This window comes from Sphingomonas changnyeongensis (genome assembly GCF_009913435.1).
GTDB lineage: Bacteria > Pseudomonadota > Alphaproteobacteria > Sphingomonadales > Sphingomonadaceae > Sphingomonas_B > Sphingomonas_B changnyeongensis.
Genome location: NZ_CP047895.1, coordinates 1042325 through 1063098, shown reverse-complemented (window position 1 = coordinate 1063098; position 20774 = coordinate 1042325). Strand labels below are relative to the sequence as shown.

The following is a 20774-nucleotide window of genomic DNA, read 5'->3' as shown; positions in this document are numbered from 1 at the left end:
GAGCAGGCTGCCCACTCATAACAGGCTGGGCTGGGCCGGCCCGTCGTCGCGGCGGGATGCCGCGCGCTCCGGCCTCACGTCAACCGTGCCGTCGGCGAAATGCAGCACCAGCCCGGCAGATGACCGGGCAGCCACCGCACTGGTCACCACCGCGCCATCGGTGCGCCGCGACACCCAGGCATAGCCTTTGGCGAGCAGATTTTCCGGATTGACCGAGCGCGCCAGCCGCCACGCCGCCGCCAGCCGGTCCCGCCCGCGCTCCAGCCGCGCATGGAGCAGGCCGGGACGCAGCGCGCCGGATGCGCGTGCCAGCTCGCCGCGCGCATCGGCGATGCGCCTGCCCAGCCCCGCCCCAGCCGATCGCCCAGATCATCGAGCCGCTGGCGCTGCGGGTCGAGCAGCCGCGCCGGCACCGGCAACAGCCGCGTGAGCGCCGCCAGCCGCTCCGCCGCGCGGTCGGCGCTGCGCTGCACGACCCGTTCCAGCCGCGCGCCCTGATCGCGGACATAGGCGCGCAGATCGGCGCGCACAGGCACCGCCATTTCCGCCGCCGCGGTCGGCGTCGGCGCGCGGCGGTCGGCGGCATAGTCGCACAATGTCGTGTCGGTCTCATGCCCGACGGCGGAGATCACGGGAATCGGGCTGGCCGCCACCGCGCGCACGACGATTTCCTCGTTGAACGCCCACAGATCCTCGATCGATCCGCCGCCGCGCGCGACGATCACCAGATCGGGGCGGCGGTCGGCGGGCAGCGCGCCAAAGCCCGTCACCGCCGCCGCCACCTGTTCGGCGGCCCCCTGCCCCTGCACCAGCACCGGCCAGACGATGACATGGCTCGGAAACCGGTCGGCCAGCCGGTGCAGGATATCGCGGATCACCGCCCCGGTCGGCGAGGTCACGACGCCGATGCGACGGGGCAGGAACGGCAGCGGCCGCTTGCGCGCCGGATCGAACAGTCCCTCGGCGGCAAGCTTTGCCTTCAGCCGTTCGAGCAGCTGCATCAGCGCGCCCGCCCCGGCCAGTTCCAGCCTTTCGATCACGATCTGGTATTTGGACCGGCCCGGATAGGTGGTCAGCCGCCCGGTCGCGATCACCTCGATCCCGTCTTCGGGGCGAAAGGCAAGCCCGGCCATGCTCCCCTTCCACATCACCGCGTCGATCACCGCCTGATCGTCCTTGAGCGACAGATAGGCATGGCCGGATGCGGCGCGCTTGAACCCGCTGATCTCGCCGCGCAGCCGCACCTGGCCGAACCGGTCCTCCACCACGCGCTTCAGTGCCTGGGCCAGTTCGGACACGCTGAGCGCAGGCGCGTTGTCGCCGGGCTGCTGCTCGGCTAACAGCCGGCCGGCGGCGTCCAGCCGGGGCGCGGAAGGAGGAAGACTGGCCATGAACGTCCTGCTGATCGGATCGGGGGGGCGCGAACATGCGCTGGCCTGGAAAATGGGCCAAAGCCCGACGCTCGGCAAGCTTTACGCGGCCCCCGGCAATCCCGGCATCTCGCGCCATGCCGAAGCCGCCGGGATCGATCCCGCCGATCATGGCGCGGTGATCGGTTTCTGCGCGCAGCATGCGATCGATCTGGTGGTGATCGGCCCGGAAGCGCCGCTGGTCGCCGGGCTGGCCGATGATCTGCGCGCCGCCGGCATCGCCGTGTTCGGCCCCGGCCGCGCGGCGGCGCAGCTTGAAGGGTCCAAGGGCTTCACCAAGGATCTGTGCGCTGAGCACGGCATCCCGACCGCCGCCTATGTGCGGGTTGAGGATACCGCCGCCGGGCTGGCGGCGCTCGACCGGTTCGGCCTGCCGGTGGTGATCAAGGCGGACGGGCTTGCCGCCGGCAAGGGCGTGGTCATCGCCGACACCCGCGCCGAGGCCGAAGCGTCGGTCGCGGCAGCGGGCGGCCCGCTGGTGATCGAGGAATATCTGGCCGGCGAGGAGGCAAGCCTGTTCGCCCTGACCGATGGCCGCGCGGTCATCGCCTTTGGTTCCGCGCAGGATCACAAGCGCGTCGGCGACGGCGACACCGGCCCCAATACCGGCGGCATGGGCGCCTACAGCCCCGCGCGGGTGCTGACCCCGGAGCTGGAGGCGCGGGCGATGGCCGAAATCGTCATTCCGACGGTCGCCGCGCTCGCCGATGCCGGCACGCCCTTTGTCGGCGTGCTCTATGCCGGGCTGATGCTGACCGCACAGGGTCCAAAGCTGATCGAATATAATGCCCGGTTCGGCGATCCCGAGACGCAGGTGCTGATGCCGCGTTTCGCCGGCGATCTGGTGGCGCTGTTCCATGCCTGTGCGACCGGGCGGCTGGATCAGATCGCCGCCCCCGCGCTGACCGGCGATGTCGCGCTGACCGTGGTGCTTGCCGCCAATGGCTATCCGGGCACGCCCGCGACCGGCGGCGCGATTGCCGGGCTGGACGCGGCGGAGGCCGGGGGGGCGCTGGTCTTCCATGCCGGCACGCGGATGACGGCCGACGGGCTGGTGGCGGCAGGCGGACGCGTGCTCGCCGTCACCGCGACCGGCGGCAGCGTGGCCGAAGCGCAGGCGCGCGCTTATGCTGCGGTCGCGCAGATCGATTTCCCGACCGGTTTCTGCCGGCGCGACATTGGCTGGCGCGAGGCGGCACGCGAAGCGGCTGCCTGAGCGCCAACGAGGGGCAACACGAACAAGACGGAGGGTGCCGAACATGGAATGGGTGCAGCAGAATCTGGTGCTGGTCCTGATCGGGGCGGCGCTCGTGATCGCATCGGTCTGGTGGCTGATCGGGTCCAGCCGGACCCGGTCGCCCGAAGCGGTCACGCGCGACGGCGTCGAAAAGGAAATCTCGCCGGTGATCATGGGCATGGGCGCGGCCCCGGCCGATGTTCCCCCGCCATCGACGCGGCCCCGGCACCAGCGGCAGCGGAACCGCCTGCGCCCGCCGCCCCCGCAATCGCGCCCGCCACCGGCCCCGCCGATGATCTGACGCGGATGAAGGGCGTCGGCCCCAAGGTTGCGGCGCTGCTTCAGGGCCTCGGGGTCACGCGCTTCGACCAGATCGCCGCCTGGAGCGATGACGACATCGCCCGGATCGATGCGCATCTGGGCGCGTTTCGCGGGCGCGCGGTGCGCGACCGCTGGGTCGAGCAGGCCCGGCTGCTCGCCGCCGGCGACACCGCCGCCTATGAGGCCGCGTTCGGCCGGCTGGGCTGACAGGCTGGGCTGGCGGGCGGGGGCGGTTCGGGCAGTGAACGGTCAGGCCGGGGCGACGAGCAATTTGTCGATCTTGCGGCCGTCCATGTCGACGACCTCGAACCGCCAGCCCTGTTCCTCGAACGTCTCGCCGACCACCGGCAGATGGCGCAGCACGGCGAGCACAAAGCCCGCGCTGGTCGCATAATCCCGGTCCTCGGCCAGCCTCAGCCCCAGCCGCTCGGCCAGCGCATCGGCGGCAAGCGAGCCGGAAATCAGCAGCGACCCGTCCTCGCGCTCGACAATGGCGGGATCGGTGCCCTCGTCCTGGTCGGACGCGAACTGGCCGGCAATGGCGATGAACAGGTCGGCGGGGGTGACGATCCCTTCCAGATGGCCATATTCGTCATTGACCAGCACCATCGGCGCCTCCGCCGCGCGCAGCGTTTCGAGCGCGTCCATCGCATCGACCTGATCGGGCACGACGCGCAGCGGCCGCATCAGCGCGCGCAGGTCGAGCGGCTTGCCCGCCAGCATCGCGGCGACGATGTCGCGGCTCTGGATCACGCCGATGATGCGGTCGACCGACCCTTCGGCGACCGGCAGCCTGGTGTGCGGCGTTTCGATCAGCCGGGCGCGGATCTGTTCGGGGTCGGCATCGACATCGATCCAGTCAATGTCGGTGCGCGGCGTCATCACCTCGCGCACCGGCCGGTCGGCAAGGCGGACGACGCCGGAAATGATCGCCCGCTCGCTTTCCTCGATCACGCCCGATTTGCTCGCCTCGGCGACGATCATGTGCAGCTCTTCGGCGGTCACATGATCCTCGGACTCGCGCGCCATGCCGAGCAGGCGGAAGATGAGCGCGCTCGACCGGTCGAGCAGCCAGACGAGCGGGGCGGCGAGCCGCGCCAGCCAGCGCATCGGCACCGCCATCACGAGCGCGATCGGCTCGGGCGAACGCAGCGCGAACTGCTTGGGCACCAGCTCGCCCGCGATCAGCGAGAGATAGGTGGTGAGCGCGATCACGATGCCGAAGCCCAGCTCCTCCGCCCATGCAGCCGGAACGCCCAGCCGCGCCAGCCGGTCGCCGACCGGCCCGCCCAGGCTCGCGCCCGAATAGGCGCCCGCCATGATGCCGACCAACGTGATGCCGATCTGCACGGTCGACAGGAAGCGGCCGGGATCGCTGGCCAGCGCGATGGCGGTGTTCGCCCCGCGCCTGCCCAGCTTCGCCAGCGCCTGCAGCCGCGACTTGCGCGACGACACGATCGCGAGTTCGGACATTGCGAACACGCCGTTGAGCGCGACCAGCGCCAGGATGATCGCGACGTCGATCCAGGGAAAGGGGGCTAAGGGCGGCATCGGAGCTGCATGGGGGCGGAAAGCGGCCATCCTTGGCCTGAATCCGCCCCCACGGCAACAGGCAAGCGCCCGCCGCCCGCCCGGTCAGCCACCCGGCTCAGGCCTGTTCCAGCTGCCGCCGCCCGGCCGGCGTGCGCATCCGGTGCGTCGCCGCGACGCGCGGATCGCGGGTGCGGATGGTGTTCATGAACGTCCATTCGGCGGTCGCCGCCGCGCGCGTCAGCGTGACGGTCATATAGCCGCGCCGGCTGGTGTCGCACCATTTGAGTTCCGGGTTGGTCTCAACCAGCGCGCGCGCCACATCGGTCGGCGGCACGCCCCGGAAATAGCTTTCAAACCCCGGCGAAGTGACGCTGTGGGTGTCGAACTCGACCCCGGCCGGGCGGCCGCCCTCGGCCAGGTCGAACGCCCAGCCATTATGGCTGTCGCCCGCCAGCACGACCAGATCGGCATCGGCCGCCTGCGCCGCGCGGAGGAAGCGGGCGCGCGCCGCCGGATAGCCGCCCCAGTTATCAAGGTTGAACGGAATGCCCGCCGCCGAGGCCGCCAGACCCGCCTGGGTGCGGTTGCGCACCAGCTCCGACGCATCGGCAGGCAGCCAGTTGGCGACCCGGTCCGGCGTGCGCGTCTGGCCCATCACCGTGCCGAAGCCGACGACCTGCCAGCGCCGCCCGGCCCGCTTGGACGCGCTGAGCGCCCCGGCCAGCCATGCTTCCTGTTCCAGCCCCAGCATCGTGCGCGCGGGATCGGCAAGCGGACCGTCGCGGAACGCCGACAGCGCCGCCCTGATGTCGCCGCCGCCGCGCAGCACGGCATCGAGCGACAGCGGCTTGCTGCGGCCATTCAGGCGGCTTTCGGTGCGGAAATAGGTGCCGAGATCGCCGAAATCATAGGCGGCATAGGGCAGATCCGACACCGGCATCCATTCATGCCAGGCCTGCATCGCCGCCGCACGGCGCACCGCCCAGTCGCCCTCGCCCTGATTATGGTTTTCAGCCCCGCCCTCCCAGGAATCATTGGCCGATTCATGATCATCCCAGGATGCAAGCATCGGCACACGGGCATGAAGCGCCTGCAGGTCGGGATCGGCGCGGTAACAGGCATAGCGGGTGCGGTAATCGGCAAGCTGGATCATCTCGCCCACCGGCTCGAGCACGCGTTCGGCCACCGCATCGCGCGGCGACGGATAAACGCCGCGCGCATATTCATACAGATAATCGCCCAGGTGCAGCGCCAGATCGATATCGTCGCGCGCCGCCGCATGGCCATAGGCGTTGAACCAGCCATAAGGCAGGTTCGAGCAGGAAAAGACGCCGATCGTCCAGCTGTCGAGCGCACCTTCGGGCAAGGTGCGGGTGCGCCCGACCGGCGATGTCTGCCCGTCGGCGACGAAGCGGTAGAAATAGCGCCGCCCCGGCTGAAGCCCGGTGACGGTCACCTTGGCCGTCCAGTCGCGGAACGGCCCGGTGACCACATCGCCGCCCGCGACGATGCGCGCGAAATCGGCGGTTTCCGACACCTCGGCATGGACCCGCGCGCTGTCGCCGCTGCCGACAAAGCGCGTCCACAGCAGCACCGACCGGGCCTGCGGCTCGCCGCTTGCGACATTGTGGGTGAAGCCGCGCGCCGCGACCAGCTGCGCGATCGCCCGGCCGCCGCCCGGCAGAAGCAGCGCCCCCAGGCCCAGCGCGCCCCCGCGCACCAGGGAACGGCGATCGATCGCAATGGTCATAATCCGGTCTCCATCAGATCAGCCGAGGCGCCCCGCCTCGGCAATGAAACGGTCCACGTCCCCGGCATCGTGATAGAGGCCAAGGCCGATCCTGAGCACGTCGCCGCGCACATCGGTGATCACGTCGCGGGCGATGAGCGCCTGCTGCCAGCCCGGTGCGGCGGGCGCGCGCAGCGCGACGAAGCGCGCCGCCGGCCCCGCACCCGGCGGGTTGAGCAGGTCTGCATGGCCAAGCGGGGTCGCCGCCAGCCCGGCGAGCAGCCGGTCGCGCAGCAGCGCGACATGGGCGGAAATCCGGGCGGTCGTCAGCCCTTCGGCGGCCAGCATGTCGCGCACCGCCAGAAAGCGGTAGAGGCCCGACGGGTCGAAGGTCGCGCCCAGAAAGCGGCGGGCGTCCGGGGCATGGCCGACCGCACCGGGCGGCAGGGCCAGATCGTCAAACGCGGCATACCAGCCGGTCACCACCGGGCGCGGGGCAAAGCCGGGCGGGGCGTGGATGAAGCCCATGCCCTCCCCCGCCATCGCATATTTATATCCGCCCGACAGGTAGAAGACCCGGTCCGCCACCGGCCCGAGATCGGTCGGCACGGCCATGAAGCCGTGATAGCCGTCGATCACCACCCATGGCCCCTCGGGCCGGGCGAGCGCGGCGAGCGGCGCGAGATCGTCGATGACCAGGCCGGAGCCGAACATCACCTGGCTGACAAAGATCAGATCATGCCCGCCCTGTTCGGCGGCGGCGCGGAAGCGGGCGGCGAAATCGGCGGCGGGTTCGACCGGCACGGTTTCGACCAGCATCTCCCCGGCCTCGGCCCAGCGCGCCGCCTGCCGGCGGAAGCTGTGAAACTCGCCGTCGCTCGCCAGCACCCTGAGCGGGCGCGGCCGTTCGATCGCGGAGACGAGGCGGACGATCAGTTCATGGGTGTTGGGCGCAAAACAGACCGTCGCGGGATCGGGCAGCCCCAGCTCGGCCGCCACCTCGGCCTGGGCGCGCGGCCAGATTTCGCCCATCACCCGATCCCATTTGCGGTCGGCGAGCCGCGCGGCATCGGCCCAGGCGTCCTGCTGGCCGGCAAGGCTGGCATCGGGCCACAGATGATGGCTGTGCGCCGCCATGTGGAGCCGGTCGGGCGCGGCGGACAGCGCCCTTTGAAACAGATGCTTCCAGCTCACAGCGTGGTTCTCAGCGACCAGAGTTCGGGAAACGCCCTCTTGGCGAGTGTTGATTGCAGATATTTGACGCCGGCCGTGCCGCCAGTGCCTGTTTTTCCGCCGATGATGCGTTCGACGGTCAGCACATGCTTGTGCCGCCACGCGGTCATCGCATCGTCGAGATCGACGAGCTTTTCGGCCAGCTGATACAGTTCCCACCAGCGCGCGGGATCGCGGTACACCTGCGCCCAGCCCGCTTCGACCGCCGGATCGGGCGCATAGGGCTGCGACCAGTCGCGCGCGAGGATGTGCGGCGGCAGCGCGAACCCGGCCGCGGCGAGCGCGGCATTGGCATCGTCCCACAGGCTCGGCTGGCCCAGCGCCTCGGCCATGGCGGCGGCGGCGGCGGGCCGGTCCTCCTGATAGGCGATGAAGCGCCCGTCCTTCAGCCCCAGCATGTATTCGACCGTGCGGAACTGGTCCGACTGGAAGCCGGAGCTGGAGCCGAGGACGTGGCGGAAGCGCGAATAATCGGCCGGGGTCATGGTGGCGAGCACATCCCAGCTGACCGTCATGACCGTCTGGATGCGCGACACGCGCGCCAGCCCCTTATAGGCGGGCACCAGATCGCCCGCGCGGACCATCGCCTTGGCAAGCGTCAGCTCGGCGATGATCTGTTTGAGCCACAGCTCCTTGGTCTGGTGGATGATGATGAACAGCAGCTCGTCATGCCGGTCGGAATGCGGGCGCTGCGCGGCGAGGATCTCGTCGAGCGCGAGATAGCTGGCATAGGTGACGTCGGTGGACATGCGCCCATGTAGCAACCGCGCGGGGGCGGAGACAGGGGCGCCGAGATCGGGGGCGCCGAGATGGGCGGGCGACCGGCCTAAGCGCCGGGCGCGCCGCCCGCTCAGATGCGCTCGGCGCTCACCACCGCATCGGCGGCGCGCAGCGCGGCGAGGATCCTGACCAGATGGTGCAGGTCCGCCACCTCGATATCGACCTGGAAGGTGTGGAAGCTGCCGTCCCGGTTCTCAAGCTTCAGGTTGAGGATGTTGGCGGTGTGCGACCCCAGAATGCCGCTCATCACCGCAAGCGAGCCCGGCTCGTTCTTGACGACGATGCGCAGCCGCGCCGTGCCGCCTTCCGACCGGTCGCCCCAGGCCAGATCGACCCAGTCGGCATCGACGCCGTCGGCCAGTTCGACACAGTCGATCGTGTGCACCTGGATCGGTTCGTCGGTGCGGCGCAGGCCGACAATGCGGTCGCCGGGCACCGGATGGCAGCAGGGCGCAAGGTCGAAGGCGACGCCGGGCGTCAGCCCGCGGATCGAAATCGCCTCGCGCTGCGCCGGGGGCCGCGCCGCGCCGTCGCCGGTCGATCCCGGCATCAGCGCCTCCATCAGCTCGGCATCGCTGATCTGGCCGCGCGCGATGGCGACCATCAGCGCGCCTTCGTCCGACAGCTTCAGCCGCTTGACCGCAGTGCCGATCGCCTCCCCGCCCAGCTGCGCGGGCAGCCGGGCGACGACCTCGTCATAAAGCTTGCGCCCCAGCGCGACCGATTCGCTGCGTTCCTTGTGGCGGACGAAACGGCGGATCGCGGCGCGCGCCTTGCCGGTGACGACGAAGTTCAGCCATTGCGGCTGCGGCTCCTGCGCCTTGGATTTCAGGATCTGCACCTGATCGCCATTGGCGATCGGCGTGCGCAGCGGCACGACCCGGCCGTTGATCTTCGCGCCCACGGCCTGATCGCCCAGATCGGTGTGAACGGCATAGGCGAAATCGATCGGCGTCGCGCCCTTGGGCAGCTGGATCAGCTCGCCCTTGGGGGTGAAGGCGAAGATCCGGTCCTGATACATCGCCATGCGCGTATGCTCGAGCAGCTCTTCCGGGCTCTCGGCATTGTCGAGGATCTCGATCAGGTCGCGGATCCAGCGCACCTGGGTATCGGGCTGCCCCTGGCGCTGCTTATAGGCCCAGTGGGCGGCCAGGCCATATTCGGCCTGGGCGTGCATGTCGGTCGAGCGGATCTGGATCTCGATGCGCATGTTCTCGGCATGGATGACCGAGGTGTGCAGCGACCGGTAGCCGTTGCGCTTGGGCGTCGAGATATAGTCCTTGAACCGGCCCGGCACCATCGGCCAGCGGCCATGGATGACGCCGAGCGCGCGGTAGCATTCGGCGACGTCGGGCACGATCGCGCGAAACGCCATGACGTCGGACAGCTGTTCAAAGCTGATGTGCCGCTCGGCCATTTTGCGCCAGATCGAATAGGGATGTTTTTCGCGCCCCGACACCTCCGCCTCGATGCCGTTGCGCGACAGCAGCAGCTTCAGCCCCGATGCGATGCGGGCGATGCGGTCGCCCCCTCCCTCGTGCAGCTGGGCGAGCCGGCGGGTGATCGACTCATACGCCTCCGGCTCCAGCTGGCGGAAGGCGAGAGTCTGCATCTCGTTCATGAACTCGTACATGCCGATCCGCTCGGCAAGCGGGGCATATATGTCCATCGTCTCGCGGGCGATGCGCTTGCGCTTGGCCTCGTCCTTGATGAAATGGAGCGTGCGCATATTGTGCAGCCGGTCGGCCAGCTTGACCAGCAGCACGCGGATGTCGTCCGACATGGCGAGCAGGAATTTGCGCAGATTTTCCGCCGCGCGCTGGCTTTCGGTCTGCGCCTCGATCTTCGACAGCTTGGTCACGCCGTCGACCAGCCGGGCGACATTGGCGCCGAATTTGGCCTCGATCTCCTCGTGCGTGGCGACCGTGTCCTCGATCGTGTCATGGAGGATCGCGGTCGCGATCGTCACATCGTCGAGGTGCAGGTCGGTCAGGATGCCGGCGACCTCGATCGGGTGGCTGTAATAAGGATCGCCCGATGCGCGTTTCTGGCTGCCATGCGCCTGCATCGAGAACACATAGGCGCGGTTGATCAGATTCTCGTCAGCGTCGGGGTCATAGCTTTTGACCCGCTCGACCAGTTCATATTGTCTCAGCACCGGCCCAAGATCGGGTCATCGGGGGGAGAACGCAACCGCAATATGCAGCGGTGCCGCCGGATGCCCGCCCGGAAAAAAGCCGGCGCCCGGGGGGACGGGCGCCGGCTCAGTCATGCGGACGAGGGAGGAATGGGTCCGCTGGGAGGGGTGGGCAGCGCCGGGCCCGTTCGGGAACGGCACCGCCAAGGATCGCTTCCGGATTAGCGCTGGACGATCCGGGTGGTGTCGATCCGCGCCTTGGCGTTGCACTTGGCAAGCGCCTCGTCGTCGAGCGCCGCACCGGCGGCGCTGAACGTCGCGATCTGACCGAACTCGCGCGCCGCGGCCGCGCAGATCACCGCCGGGCGGCTGGCGCCAGCCGCCGCCGTGCAGCTGTCGCCCGCACAGTTGAACATCAGGCCGCGCACGATGACCTTGGCCGCCGGCGCCGGATTGGCGAGCTGCAGCCGGTAATGGGCACCGGCCGGTTCGGCCGAAGCGGACGCCGCAAACAGGGTGAAGGAGCCGAGCACCGACACGATAAGCGCAAGAAAGCGAGCCATGATCCGAGCCTTTCCGATACGTCAGTTGCGAATCGCTACCTAGATTATTAGGTTTCGAGTTGCAACCAGAAACGGAAAAATTTTTGGCGCTTTATGGAAAGGCCGCCTTGGGTTACATTTCCATGGCAGGAAGAGGATCGATGGGACTGAGAGAACCGCTGGCGCAGATCGCCGCCGAATGCAGCCTGCCCAAAGCCCTTGAGGCCGTGGGCGAACGCTGGTCGTTCCTGATCCTGCGCGCCGCGTTCAACGGCCTGATGCATTTCGAGGAGATGCAGTCGAGCCTGGGCATCGCGCGCAACATCCTGGCCAACCGGCTGGGGCGGCTCGTTGATGTCGGCATCCTTGAACGCACCCCCTGCGCCGATGATCGCCGCAAGATCGAATACCGGCTGACCGAAAAGGGCATGGCGCTGCTGCCGACGATGATCGCGCTGCGCCAATGGGGCGAGCGCTGGGAAACCGGCTGTCCGTCCAATCCGGTGCTGGTCGACAAGCGCGATCAGCTGCCGGTCGCCGAAGTGCGCGTCCATGCCCATGACGGGCGGCCGCTGGCCTGGGACGATCTGTGCTTCGTCGATACCGCCGCGCTCAGGGCGATGGCCGCCGAGTAAGCCGGCCGGTCGGCTGGAGGATTTCCGAAATGTCAGGTGAGTCCACCTGACTGGAAATCGCTCTAGCCCGCGCGGCTCCCCGCCGCCTTGGCCTTGCCGGTGCGATAGGCGATGGCAAGCAGCTGTTCCAGCTCGCCCCGGTCAAGCCAGACGCCGCCACAATCGCGGCACCGGTCATATTCGATCGAACCCGAAACAATCACTTCGGCGGCTCCGCCACAGGCCGGGCAGGCAAGCTGGCGGCCACGCGCCAGCGGGCGGGAATTCATTTTTGCGGACACGCTTTGCCGGTTTCCTTGCAGAACGCCTTGATCACCTCTTCTTTATAGGCGAACCCGCGCATCGCCTCCATCGTCGCGATGGTTACCGCCGGTTCGGCGGCGCGCATCCGCTGCGCGGGCGCGCTTTCGGCAAAGGCGATCAGCGCGCGCAGATCGGCGATGCTCAGCCGCTCGGCCAGCGCCCGCCCCTCGGCGCGCAGCAGCCGCTCGGAGCCTTCGACCGCGACACGGTGGGCGACCATACGCAGCTTCAGCCGTTCCCCCGCTGCCAGCCCGGGCATGGACTCGAGCAGCTCGTCGGTTTCCTTGAGTTCGAGCACCGGCAGCACGCTCGCCAGGCTGCCCAGCCGCGCCAGCTGCACGCCCAGCGCCTCGGCTTCGGGGACGGAACGGTCGGCGCGGCAATCGCCAGCAACAGCGCAGTCAGCATCAATGTCTCTCCGGGAACGAAACAGGCTATGGGCCGGGAAAAACCGGCCGGTGATGGAGGAAATGGGGCGCGCCATCGTGGCGCGGAATGCGATAGGCCGGGCGACCCCTTCGTCGCCCGGCCAGTCGCTCAGATGCCCGCCGCCAGGGCGTTCCAGACCGTCACGGACGCGCCGCACCGGCACCCCCGGCTCTGCGGCCGGGTGGCACAAGCGGGGAATAGAGCGCCTGCTTTTCTGGTCGAACGCATGATGTCCTCCTCCGACGACGAGACGCGTGGAGCTTGCGACCGGGACCGCGCGGATAAGGGGGCGAGAACCGCCGGGCCGGACACAAGCATACGCTGTGCGGTCCGACATCACGATCGCGAGGGAGACACGATCGCCAGAGGGGCCCGGCCCGCCAGCAGGTGCTAGCGCGCGGCGATTCATTCCACGAACGATAAGTTCTGGGGTCAGGCATTCACGACGCCAATCGACCCCGCGTTGCAGCCGGGATCAAGCCGCGCGGGGTGCGTCACCCAAAGGCGAAAGCCGCTCGACGCGGCCGAGCAGAACCACCTCGGTGGCGAGGCACCGGCGCATCATGTCGATCTTCTCGCGCGCGGCGAGGCGATATTGCGCCCAATGGTCCATTGCCTCGCCATTGCTCCAGCGAGACAGATACTGGTTCAGAAAGCTGTCGAGATGCCCGCGCGTGTCGACGAGATTGCCGATGATCTCGGCCGCCGCCGAGTCGCTGCGGCGGGCGAGCACGACGAGCAGTTCGCGCAGCGCATTGCGGCGGGTGAGATCGGCCGCCAGCAGCCGCGCCCGCGCCTGCGGCAGGCCATCGTCCGGAATGGCGTCGGCCAGCCGCGCTTCAAGTTCGGCAAGGCCGGCATGGATCGCGTCATGCGATACCAGCACCCTGCGCACGAGCTGACGATCCAAACATCATCCCCCAACCGATCCCGGGGCGCATGGCCAACGGTTAACCCCTTGTCGCCCCTATCCGGCAAGATTTCCATCAGGAATGATACCAATGCCCTCACCGGCAAAGCTGAACGGCGACACGCCGCGCTCGCGTTCGTTGAACAGCAGCGCGCGCCCGGCGGGGGCGCGGCGCGCTGCGGACATTCGGGCCGGGTGCAGGCGCGGCAGCCCAGGCCAATGGGCGTTGCCCTGCCGGCCAGATCGATCCCCTGGGCAAGCGCCAGATCGCCGGCCAGCGCCGCCGCCACGCCCAGCCCGACGACAAACTCCGCCCCGACATCGCCGGCGCGCCGCCCCTGCGGGTGCACGGTGCGGGCAAGCGTGAACCAGCGGCTGCCATCCTCGAGCATGACCAGATCGCGCTCGACCCGGCCCGGCCGCTCGAACGCGGCATGCAGCCGCCAGAGCGGGCAGCGCCCCTCGGCCGTGGCGAGCGGTGCCTCGCTGGCCCCGGCATAAAGCTTGGACGCCTGCCCCGCCCGGTCGATGCGGATCATGAAGAACGGCAGGCCGCGCGCGCCCACGCGTTGCAGCGTGGTCAGCCGGTGCGCGACCTGTTCGAAGCCGGCGCCGAAGCGGCGCTGGAGCAGCTCGATATCATAGCCGGTTGCCTCGCAGGCGCGCAGGAACCGGGCATAGGGCATCATCAGCGCGGCGGCGAAATAGCTGGTCAGATGGCGGCGGAACAGCCGCTCGCCTGCGCGGTCGGCAAAGCCCGCCCCCGCGCCAGCGCATCGATTTCGGCCCGCGCCTCGATCGCGCCGAGCTGGAACGCCGCCTGAAAGGTGCGCGACGCCGGGTCGAGCATTTCCGACAGCTGCAACTGGCGGGCATGCAGATCGAGCCGCCTCAGCCGGTCGGGCATCACCTCGACCGGCAGGATGCGCAGCGTGAGCGCGTGGCGCACGCGCAGCCGGTCGGCGATCGCGCCGTACAGATCGGCAGAGCCGAGGCGCAGCTCGTCGGCCAGCAGCTCGGCTGCCGCATCCAGATCGGCAAAATGATTGCGCCACCGGCCGATTTCGTCGCGCACCCGCGCGATCGGATCATCCGCCGCCTGCCCCGGCGCGCCGCCGCCCCGGTCGTAAAGCCGGGCAAACGCCTCGGCCGCACCGGGGGCGGCGGCGATCCATTCGGCCAGTTCGGCGCGGTCGATTTCCAGATCGGCGAACAGCGGATCGGCAAGCCGGCGGCGCAGCGCCTCGGCCCCGCCGCCCGGCCCGGCCCCGGCCAGCGCGCGCGGATCAAGATCGAATTGCTCGACCAGCCGCAGCAGCAGCGCCGCCGAAATCGGCCGCTGGTTGCGCTCGATCAGGTTCAGATAGCTGGGCGACACCGCCAGCCGCGCCGCCATCTGCGCCTGGGTCAGCCCGGCGCGGCGGCGCACGCGGCGCACCTGATGCCCGGCGATCAGCTTGTCGGTGCCGTCCTTGGCCATGCCCTCCCCCGTGCGTCCGCCCCCTCGATACGTCAATTCTTCACAAAATGACAAATCCGGACCGCCAGAACCCGACAAGCCCACCCGATTGCCGCGCCGAATCGCTGGCGCATGGCGGCTGCGGCGCGGAAAAGGCGGTCACAGCCTCTCGGGATTGTAAAGGATTTCACCATGTCTGATTTCGCTTCGCTCGTCCCCGCGCCCACCGGCCGCTTCGACGGCATCAACCGCACCTACACCGCCGCCGATGTCGAGCAGCTGCGCGGCTCGGTGCCGATCGAATACACGCTCGCCCGTCGCGGCGCGCTCAAGCTGTGGGAACTGCTGAAAAGCGAACCCTATATCAACGCGCTCGGCGCGCTGTCGGGCAACCAGGCGATGCAGATGGTGCGCGCGGGGCTGAAGGCGATCTACCTGTCGGGCTGGCAGGTCGCGGCCGACGCCAACACCGCCGGGGCGATGTATCCCGACCAGTCGCTCTATCCGGCCAATGCCGGCCCGGAACTGGCGCGGCGCATCAACCGCACGCTGCAGCGCGCCGATCAGATCGAACATTCCGAAGGCGGGGTGAAGCGCGATTGGTTCGCGCCGATCGTCGCCGACGCCGAAGCCGGCTTTGGCGGGCCGCTCAACTGCTTTGAAATCATGAAGGCCTATATCGAGGCGGGCGCCGCGGGCGTGCATTTCGAGGACCAGCTCGCGTCCGAAAAGAAGTGCGGCCATCTGGGCGGCAAGGTGCTGATCCCCACCCAGGCGCATATCCGCAACCTCAACGCCGCGCGGCTGGCCGCCGATGTGTGCGGCGTGCCGACCGTACTCGTCGCCCGCACCGATGCCGAATCAGCCAAGCTCATCACCTCCGACATTGACGAGCGCGACCATGAGTTCCTGACCGGCGAGCGCACGCCCGAGGGCTTTTTCCGGCTGAAGGACGGCACCGGCGTCGATCACTGCATCAAGCGCGGCATCGCCTTTGCCGAACATGCCGATCTGCTGTGGTGGGAAACCTCGCACCCCAATCTGGAAGACGCCAAGCGCTTTGCCGAGGCGATCCAGAAAGCGCATCCGGGCAAGATGATGGCCTATAACTGCTCGCCGTCGTTCAACTGGGAAGCCAAGCTCGACCGCGACACCATCGCCAAGTTCCAGCGCGAGCTGGGCGCGATGGGCTACAAGTTCCAGTTCGTGACCCTCGCGGGCTTCCACCAGCTCAACTACGGCATGTTCGAACTGGCGCGCGGCTACAAGGATCGCGGCATGGCGGCCTATTCGGAACTGCAGCAGGCCGAGTTCGCGGCCGAGGCCAATGGCTATACCGCGACGCGTCACCAGCGCGAGGTCGGCACCGGCTATTTCGATCTGGTCGCCCAGGCGGTCGCCGGCGGCGAAGCGTCGACCACCGCGCTCGCGGAATCGACCGAGGCCGACCAGTTCCGCAAGACCGCGGCCTGAGCGCATGGATCTGCACCCGCTCCCCTGGCCGCCCCGGCGGCTGCGGGAGCGGGATTTTTTTGATCCGTTCCGGTTTCGAAATGGATCGGATCGCCGCCTTTTGCGTTTGCCGCCCGTGGGATGGGGGACGCATTCGGCATCCCCCCGGGATGCGCGGGGGAGGGTGCGGCGATGGGCGAACAGGCCTTTATGCGCGGCGGCGGCGAAATGGGGCCAGGATCCGCGCCCATGACTGGTCGTCATCCCCGCTCGGAGCGCCGCTGCACTGGCCGGCCCCGCTGCAGGTCACGCTCGGCCTGTGCCTCCAGTCGAGCTTTCCGACCGCGATCTACTGGGGCGCGGACCATATCCTGCTCTACAACGATGCCTGGTCCGCCATTCCCGGCCCCCGCCATCCGGCCGCGCTCGGCCGCCCGGCGCGGCAGGTCTGGCCCGACATCTGGGACGTGATCGCCCCCCAGATGCGCGACGTCTATGAACAGGGCATCGGTTTTTCGGCGACCGAACAGATGCTGCCGATGCAGCGCCACGGGAGGGCCGAGGAAACCTATTGGGATTACAGCTTCACACCGATCCGGGGCGAAGGCGGCGCGGTGCGCGGCATCTTCAACCAGGGGCGCGAGGTGACCGACCGGGTGCTCCAGTCGCGTCGCGACCGGCTGCTTGCCGAGCTGGACGACGGACTGCGTCAGGCGGCGACCGAGGAGGCCGCGCTCGATGCGGCGCTGGCACTGATCGGCACCGGCTTCGGGGTCGCGCGGGCAGGCTTTGCCGAAATCGAGGAGGATGGCGACGGGGCGATCGTGCGGCGCTGCTGGACGGCGGGGACGCTGCCGCTGTCGGGGCGGTTCGCGGCGGGCGCTTTCGGTTCCGCATCGTCGGCGGCACTGCGCGGGGGCGCGGTGCTCAGGATTGAAAACGTCGCCGATCTGGCGGGGGCAGACGGCCATGCCGCCCGGCTGTGGCGCGATCTCGACATCGCCGCCCTGCTGGCCGCGCCGGTGATGACCGACCGCGGCTATGCCGGGGCGATCTTCCTGCATTCCCCCGTCCCCCGGCGCTGGTTCGATCATGATGCCGATCTGCTGCGGCTGGCAGCGGGGCGGCTGTGGCGCGATCTGGCGCGCACCCGCGCCCAGGCCCGGCTGCGCGACAGCGAGCAGCGCCACCGGCTGATCTTTGAACAGGCGACCGACATCATGTTCACCGCGACGCTCGACGGGGTGATCACTGCGGCGAACCCCGCGGCCGGGGCCGCGCTCGGCCTGCCGGCGGCGGGGCTGGCCGGGCGGCCGCTGTCCGATTTCCTGGCACCGGGCGAAGGACGCCGCGCCTGGGCCAGGCTGCGCCCGCGGCGGCGGGACAGGGACGAACCAGGCACCCCCAGCCGCCACGATGTCGGCGTCACCGGCGCGGACGGCAGGGCGATGCGCTGGGCGGTCAGCTCCACGGTAACGCTGGGCGATGACCGCACGCCGATCGGCCTGCACATGATCGCCCGCGACGTGACCGCCGAACGGGCGTTCGAGGAGCGGCAGCGGCTGCTGATCGACGAGCTCAATCACCGGGTGAAGAACAGCCTTGCCCTCGTCCAGGCGCTGGCCCGGCACAGCCTGAGGCCGGGGCGCGACCATGAACAGGCGCTGGCCGATTTTCAGGCGCGGCTGGCGGCGCTGGCTGCGGCGCACGATCTGCTGACCCGCGAACAATGGGAGGGCGCGACGCTGGCCGAGCTGGTCCGCCGCGCGACCGGCCCTGTGGCGCCGGGCAGCAACCGGCTGCGCGCCGCCGGCCCCCATGCCGAACTGACGCCCAAGGCCGCGGTGGCGGTGGTGATGGCGCTGCATGAACTGTCGACCAATGCGGTCAAATATGGCGCATTGTCGCTGCCCGACGGGCGCATCGACATTGGCTGGCGGCTCGACGGGCAGAGGCTGTTGCTCGACTGGCGCGAACTGGGCGGACCGCCCGTCGCGCGCCCGTCCTCGCGGGGCTTCGGCATCCGCATGATCGAACGCGCACTTGCCTCGGATCTCGCTGCCCGGGTCAGGATCGATTTCGATCCGGCGGGGCTCATCTGCACGATCGACGCGCCCGTCGCGCCCAATCTCAGAATGATATAGGGAAGGACCGATGATGACCGATGCCATTGCCGGCCTGCGCATCCTGATCGTCGAGGACGAGGCCATCATCGCGATGATGGCGGAGGACATGCTGCTCGAACTGGGCGGCGATGTCGTCGGGATCGAAACCAGCCTTGCCGCAGCACTCGCCCGCGCCGGCACTGGCGATTTCGACATTGCGCTGCTCGACATGAACCTAAACGGCGAAAACAGCCTGCCGGTCGCTGAAAAGCTGCGCGCGCTCGGCCGGCCATTCGTGTTCACGACCGGCTATGGCGATGCCGGGCGACCGGGCGGTTTCGACCGCGCGCCTTTGGTGTGCAAACCCTATCGGACCAGCGATCTGGCGCAGGCGATCATCGCGGCGATGGCGGGCCAGCCGGCCGGCTAGACCGGGGTGGCATCACCCGGCCGCCCGGTCAGCGCGTGGCCGGGGGCGCGAGCAGATCGAGCGTCGCCACGGTCAGCGCCTCTGCCGCCGCGCCGATCACCGCCTCGGCATCGGGCGCCCAGAACGGGCTGTGCAGCGACGGCAGCCGGGCGGGATCGCCGCCCGCCGCCTCCCATTTGGCGCGCGGCACGCCGCCCACCCAGAAGATGCTGCTCTTGATCCGCGCCGGATCGGCGGCGCGATATTCGGGAAAATCCTCGCTCACCATCACCGGGCGCACCGGGCGGACACGGTCGCCCCCGAAATGGGCGGTGAAGCGGGCGGCGATCCGCGCGGTCAGATCCTCGTCGTTGAACGTCGCCATGCCGCTTTGCGGATCGACGGTCATCACCGGCATCAGCGCCTCGTCCAGCCCGGCGGCGATCGCCTCGCCGCGCGCCACCCGGGCGATGCCCGCCAGCAGCTTGGCCCGGGTTTCGGGGGCATAGCTGCGCACCGTCAGCTGCAGGCGCACTTCGCTGGGGATGATGTTGTGCTTGGTGCCGCCATGGATCGACCCGACGGTGACGACCACCGCATCCTGCGGATCGATCTCGCGCGCGACCAGCGTCTGCAGCGTCGTCACGATGCGCGCGGCAAGCACGATCGGATCGCGCGTGGTGGCGGGTGCGGCACCATGCCCGCCCACGCCCTTGACCAGCAGATCGACGGTATCGACCGCCGCCAGCGCATAGCCCGGCGTATAGCCGATATGCCCGGCGGGCAGCGACGCCGAATCGTGGAAGGCGAGCACATAATCGGGCTTCGGGAAACGGGTGTAGAGCCCGTCCTTCAGCATCGCCTGCGCGCCGCCGACCGTTTCCTCAGCCGGCTGGCCGATCATCACCACCGTGCCCGACCAGCGGCTGCGCAGCGCCGCCAGCCGCCGCGCGGTCGCGATCCAGGCGGTCATGTGCGTGTCATGGCCGCAGGCATGCATCACCGGCGTCTCCTGCCCGTCCGGCCCCCTGGCGCGGACCGTGCTGGCAAAGCCAAGGCCGGTCTGTTCGGCAACCGGCAGCGCATCCATGTCGGCGCGCAGCATGACGACCGGGCCGGGGCCGTTGCGCAGCACCGCGACGACGCCGGTGCCGCCGACCCCGGCCGTGACCTCGAACCCCGCCTTGCGCGCCTCGGCCGCCATGATCGCGGCCGAGCGCTTTTCCTGCCCCGACAGCTCGGGATTGGCATGCAGGTCGCGGTAAATGGCGATCAGCCCCGGCATGTCGCGCGCCAGATCGGCGGCAAGGGCGGGTGGCTGCGATGCGGCAGGTTGAGCGGCGAGCAGCAGCGACAGGGCGGCAATGACGGTCATGGCAGAAGGCTAGCAGCCCCGGCCCCGCGCGCCAGCCCCGATTTGCGGGACACGGGACTCAGCCGGCGGGGACGATCTCGATCACGTCGACCAGGCTTTCAAACTGCGGCGCGGGCAGGATGATCCGCCACCGGGCCGAACCGGCCGCTCCACCCCGTTCGGTAGGCCCGACCGCTTCCACCAGCCCGGCAAGGTCGCGGCCGCCATCGCGGCCATAACCGATCGCCCGCACCTCGTCGCCCAGCGCCAGCGAGCCGAGAAACACCGGCGGCTGCGCGCCCCGGCCCGGATAGATGCGCCCGGCCGGACGCTGGACCCCGTCGAGGATCTGGAAGCGCAGCCGCCCGGCATTCTCGGTCACCCGGCACGGCGTCGCCACGCCGGCGGCAAAGGCGCGCGTCGCCCCGGGGCGCGCCCCCAGCTTGACGACGCGGCAGCGATAGGCACCGGGGGGCGGCGCATCGACCCGCCCGGCATCGGGATCGAGCAGCGCCCCTTCGCCTGCCAGTTCGGCGGCAAAACCGGCGATGCGCGCCGCCTCCAGCCCGGCCAGAAACGATGTCCGCCACTGGCGCAGGCGGATCTGGTCGGCAGGGCGCGCCACGCGCCGCCAGTCTGCGCCTGCGGCCGGGGCCATTTCCGCCCGCAGCGACGGCGCATTCTGCGTTGCGGCGGCCGGCAATGCGGCGGCACTGGCCGCCGCCGGCAGCGCGACGATCATCCCGGCAGGCAGGGCGACGCGCAGACGCTTCATG

Annotated in this window: 18 protein-coding genes and 2 pseudogenes; 7 read left to right on the top strand and 13 right to left on the bottom strand. The window is 69.6% G+C overall.

Annotated elements, in window-relative coordinates:
* Nucleotides 1–15: 15 nt before the first annotated feature.
* Nucleotides 16–1391: pseudogene (gene xseA, locus GVO57_RS05365) on the bottom strand (exodeoxyribonuclease VII large subunit).
* Here xseA and purD point away from each other — a divergent pair.
* Genes purD through GVO57_RS05350 form a run of 3 tightly spaced genes read left to right on the top strand, consistent with a single transcriptional unit; the run spans nt 1390 to nt 3195 of the window.
* Complete coding sequence (gene purD / locus GVO57_RS05360; RefSeq protein WP_160592298.1) at nt 1390–2646, top strand: phosphoribosylamine--glycine ligase; 1257 nt, start codon at nt 1390–1392, stop codon at nt 2644–2646. The pseudogene xseA and the gene purD sit on opposite strands and share 2 nt — an antisense overlap.
* A 43-nt stretch (nt 2647–2689) precedes the next feature.
* Nucleotides 2690–2968, top strand: coding sequence for a hypothetical protein (locus GVO57_RS05355; protein ID WP_160592297.1), 279 nt, complete (start codon nt 2690–2692; stop codon nt 2966–2968).
* 5 nt (nt 2969–2973) lie between these two features.
* Nucleotides 2974–3195 (top strand): hypothetical protein, encoded by a 222-nt coding sequence (locus GVO57_RS05350; protein WP_160592296.1) that lies wholly within the window; start codon nt 2974–2976, stop codon nt 3193–3195.
* Between the two features lie 42 nt (nt 3196–3237).
* Here the strand turns inward: GVO57_RS05350 and GVO57_RS05345 are convergent, their stop codons facing one another.
* From GVO57_RS05345 to GVO57_RS05320, 6 genes are all read right to left on the bottom strand, one after another.
* Complete coding sequence (locus GVO57_RS05345; protein ID WP_160592295.1) at nt 3238–4539, bottom strand: hemolysin family protein; 1302 nt, start codon at nt 4537–4539, stop codon at nt 3238–3240.
* 97 nt (nt 4540–4636) lie between these two features.
* Entirely contained in the window at nt 4637–6271 is a 1635-nt protein-coding gene (locus tag GVO57_RS05340) for an alkaline phosphatase D family protein (protein ID WP_160592294.1), read from the bottom strand.
* 18 nt (nt 6272–6289) lie between these two features.
* Nucleotides 6290–7444: an aminotransferase class V-fold PLP-dependent enzyme gene (locus tag GVO57_RS05335; protein ID WP_201752694.1), complete on the bottom strand. Its 1155-nt coding sequence runs from the start codon at nt 7442–7444 to the stop codon at nt 6290–6292.
* Nucleotides 7441–8232, bottom strand: coding sequence for a tryptophan 2,3-dioxygenase (locus tag GVO57_RS05330; RefSeq protein WP_160592293.1), 792 nt, complete (start codon nt 8230–8232; stop codon nt 7441–7443). The genes GVO57_RS05335 and GVO57_RS05330 overlap by 4 nt, the downstream gene beginning before the upstream one ends.
* A 101-nt stretch (nt 8233–8333) precedes the next feature.
* Nucleotides 8334–10421 (bottom strand): RelA/SpoT family protein, encoded by a 2088-nt coding sequence (locus GVO57_RS05325; protein ID WP_160592292.1) that lies wholly within the window; start codon nt 10419–10421, stop codon nt 8334–8336.
* Nucleotides 10422–10621: 200 nt separating this feature from the next.
* Nucleotides 10622–10963 carry a CC_3452 family protein gene (locus GVO57_RS05320; RefSeq protein WP_160592291.1) on the bottom strand — a complete coding sequence of 114 codons (342 nt, stop codon included), beginning with the start codon at nt 10961–10963 and terminating at the stop codon, nt 10622–10624.
* A 140-nt stretch (nt 10964–11103) separates the two neighbouring features.
* Here GVO57_RS05320 and GVO57_RS05315 point away from each other — a divergent pair, with 140 nt between their 5' ends.
* Nucleotides 11104–11577: a winged helix-turn-helix transcriptional regulator gene (locus tag GVO57_RS05315; protein WP_201752693.1), complete on the top strand. Its 474-nt coding sequence runs from the start codon at nt 11104–11106 to the stop codon at nt 11575–11577.
* Nucleotides 11578–11639: 62 nt separating this feature from the next.
* Here the strand turns inward: GVO57_RS05315 and GVO57_RS05310 are convergent, their stop codons facing one another.
* From GVO57_RS05310 to GVO57_RS05295, 4 genes and pseudogenes are all read right to left on the bottom strand, one after another.
* Complete coding sequence (locus GVO57_RS05310) at nt 11640–11846, bottom strand: TFIIB-type zinc ribbon-containing protein (RefSeq protein ID WP_160592290.1); 207 nt, start codon at nt 11844–11846, stop codon at nt 11640–11642.
* Nucleotides 11843–12466, bottom strand: a complete 624-nt coding sequence (locus GVO57_RS05305) for a DUF2059 domain-containing protein (protein ID WP_233281482.1) — start codon at nt 12464–12466, stop codon at nt 11843–11845. The genes GVO57_RS05310 and GVO57_RS05305 overlap by 4 nt, the downstream gene beginning before the upstream one ends.
* 318 nt (nt 12467–12784) lie before the next feature.
* On the bottom strand, nt 12785–13195 hold the full coding sequence (locus tag GVO57_RS05300) for a hypothetical protein (RefSeq protein WP_160592288.1): 411 nt from the start codon (nt 13193–13195) through the stop codon (nt 12785–12787).
* Between the two features lie 81 nt (nt 13196–13276).
* Nucleotides 13277–14699: pseudogene (locus tag GVO57_RS05295) on the bottom strand (helix-turn-helix domain-containing protein).
* Between the two features lie 171 nt (nt 14700–14870).
* Here GVO57_RS05295 and aceA point away from each other — a divergent pair.
* From aceA to GVO57_RS05280, 3 genes are all read left to right on the top strand, one after another.
* Entirely contained in the window at nt 14871–16151 is a 1281-nt protein-coding gene (gene aceA, locus GVO57_RS05290; protein ID WP_160592287.1) for an isocitrate lyase, read from the top strand.
* Between the two features lie 149 nt (nt 16152–16300).
* On the top strand, nt 16301–18274 hold the full coding sequence (locus GVO57_RS05285) for a PAS domain-containing sensor histidine kinase (protein ID WP_160592286.1): 1974 nt from the start codon (nt 16301–16303) through the stop codon (nt 18272–18274).
* 10 nt (nt 18275–18284) lie between these two features.
* Nucleotides 18285–18665 (top strand): response regulator, encoded by a 381-nt coding sequence (locus GVO57_RS05280; protein WP_233281481.1) that lies wholly within the window; start codon nt 18285–18287, stop codon nt 18663–18665.
* A 28-nt stretch (nt 18666–18693) separates the two neighbouring features.
* Here the strand turns inward: GVO57_RS05280 and GVO57_RS05275 are convergent, their stop codons facing one another.
* Both GVO57_RS05275 and GVO57_RS05270 read right to left on the bottom strand, forming a co-directional pair.
* A complete protein-coding gene (locus GVO57_RS05275) occupies nt 18694–20019 on the bottom strand; it encodes an amidohydrolase (protein WP_160592285.1) in 1326 nt (441 codons plus the stop codon).
* A 58-nt stretch (nt 20020–20077) separates the two neighbouring features.
* Complete coding sequence (locus GVO57_RS05270) at nt 20078–20773, bottom strand: DUF4893 domain-containing protein (RefSeq protein WP_160592284.1); 696 nt, start codon at nt 20771–20773, stop codon at nt 20078–20080.
* Between the last annotated feature and the right edge of the window lies 1 nt (nt 20774).

Excerpts from the sequence above, each read along its gene's own strand:
- purD (WP_160592298.1), top strand. The coding sequence starts at position 1,390 with ATGAACGTCCTGCTGATCGGATCGGGGGGGCGCGAACATGCGCTGGCC.
- GVO57_RS05355 (WP_160592297.1), top strand. The coding sequence starts at position 2,690 with ATGGAATGGGTGCAGCAGAATCTGGTGCTGGTCCTGATCGGGGCGGCG.
- GVO57_RS05350 (WP_160592296.1), top strand. The coding sequence starts at position 2,974 with ATGAAGGGCGTCGGCCCCAAGGTTGCGGCGCTGCTTCAGGGCCTCGGG.
- GVO57_RS05345 (WP_160592295.1), bottom strand. The coding sequence starts at position 4,539 with ATGCCGCCCTTAGCCCCCTTTCCCTGGATCGACGTCGCGATCATCCTG.
- GVO57_RS05340 (WP_160592294.1), bottom strand. The coding sequence starts at position 6,271 with ATGACCATTGCGATCGATCGCCGTTCCCTGGTGCGCGGGGGCGCGCTG.
- GVO57_RS05330 (WP_160592293.1), bottom strand. The coding sequence starts at position 8,232 with ATGTCCACCGACGTCACCTATGCCAGCTATCTCGCGCTCGACGAGATC.
- GVO57_RS05320 (WP_160592291.1), bottom strand. The coding sequence starts at position 10,963 with ATGGCTCGCTTTCTTGCGCTTATCGTGTCGGTGCTCGGCTCCTTCACC.
- GVO57_RS05315 (WP_201752693.1), top strand. The coding sequence starts at position 11,104 with ATGGGACTGAGAGAACCGCTGGCGCAGATCGCCGCCGAATGCAGCCTG.
- GVO57_RS05310 (WP_160592290.1), bottom strand. The coding sequence starts at position 11,846 with ATGAATTCCCGCCCGCTGGCGCGTGGCCGCCAGCTTGCCTGCCCGGCC.
- aceA (WP_160592287.1), top strand. The coding sequence starts at position 14,871 with ATGTCTGATTTCGCTTCGCTCGTCCCCGCGCCCACCGGCCGCTTCGAC.
- GVO57_RS05285 (WP_160592286.1), top strand. The coding sequence starts at position 16,301 with ATGCGCGGGGGAGGGTGCGGCGATGGGCGAACAGGCCTTTATGCGCGG.
- GVO57_RS05280 (WP_233281481.1), top strand. The coding sequence starts at position 18,285 with ATGATGACCGATGCCATTGCCGGCCTGCGCATCCTGATCGTCGAGGAC.
- GVO57_RS05275 (WP_160592285.1), bottom strand. The coding sequence starts at position 20,019 with ATGACCGTCATTGCCGCCCTGTCGCTGCTGCTCGCCGCTCAACCTGCC.
- GVO57_RS05270 (WP_160592284.1), bottom strand. The coding sequence starts at position 20,773 with ATGAAGCGTCTGCGCGTCGCCCTGCCTGCCGGGATGATCGTCGCGCTG.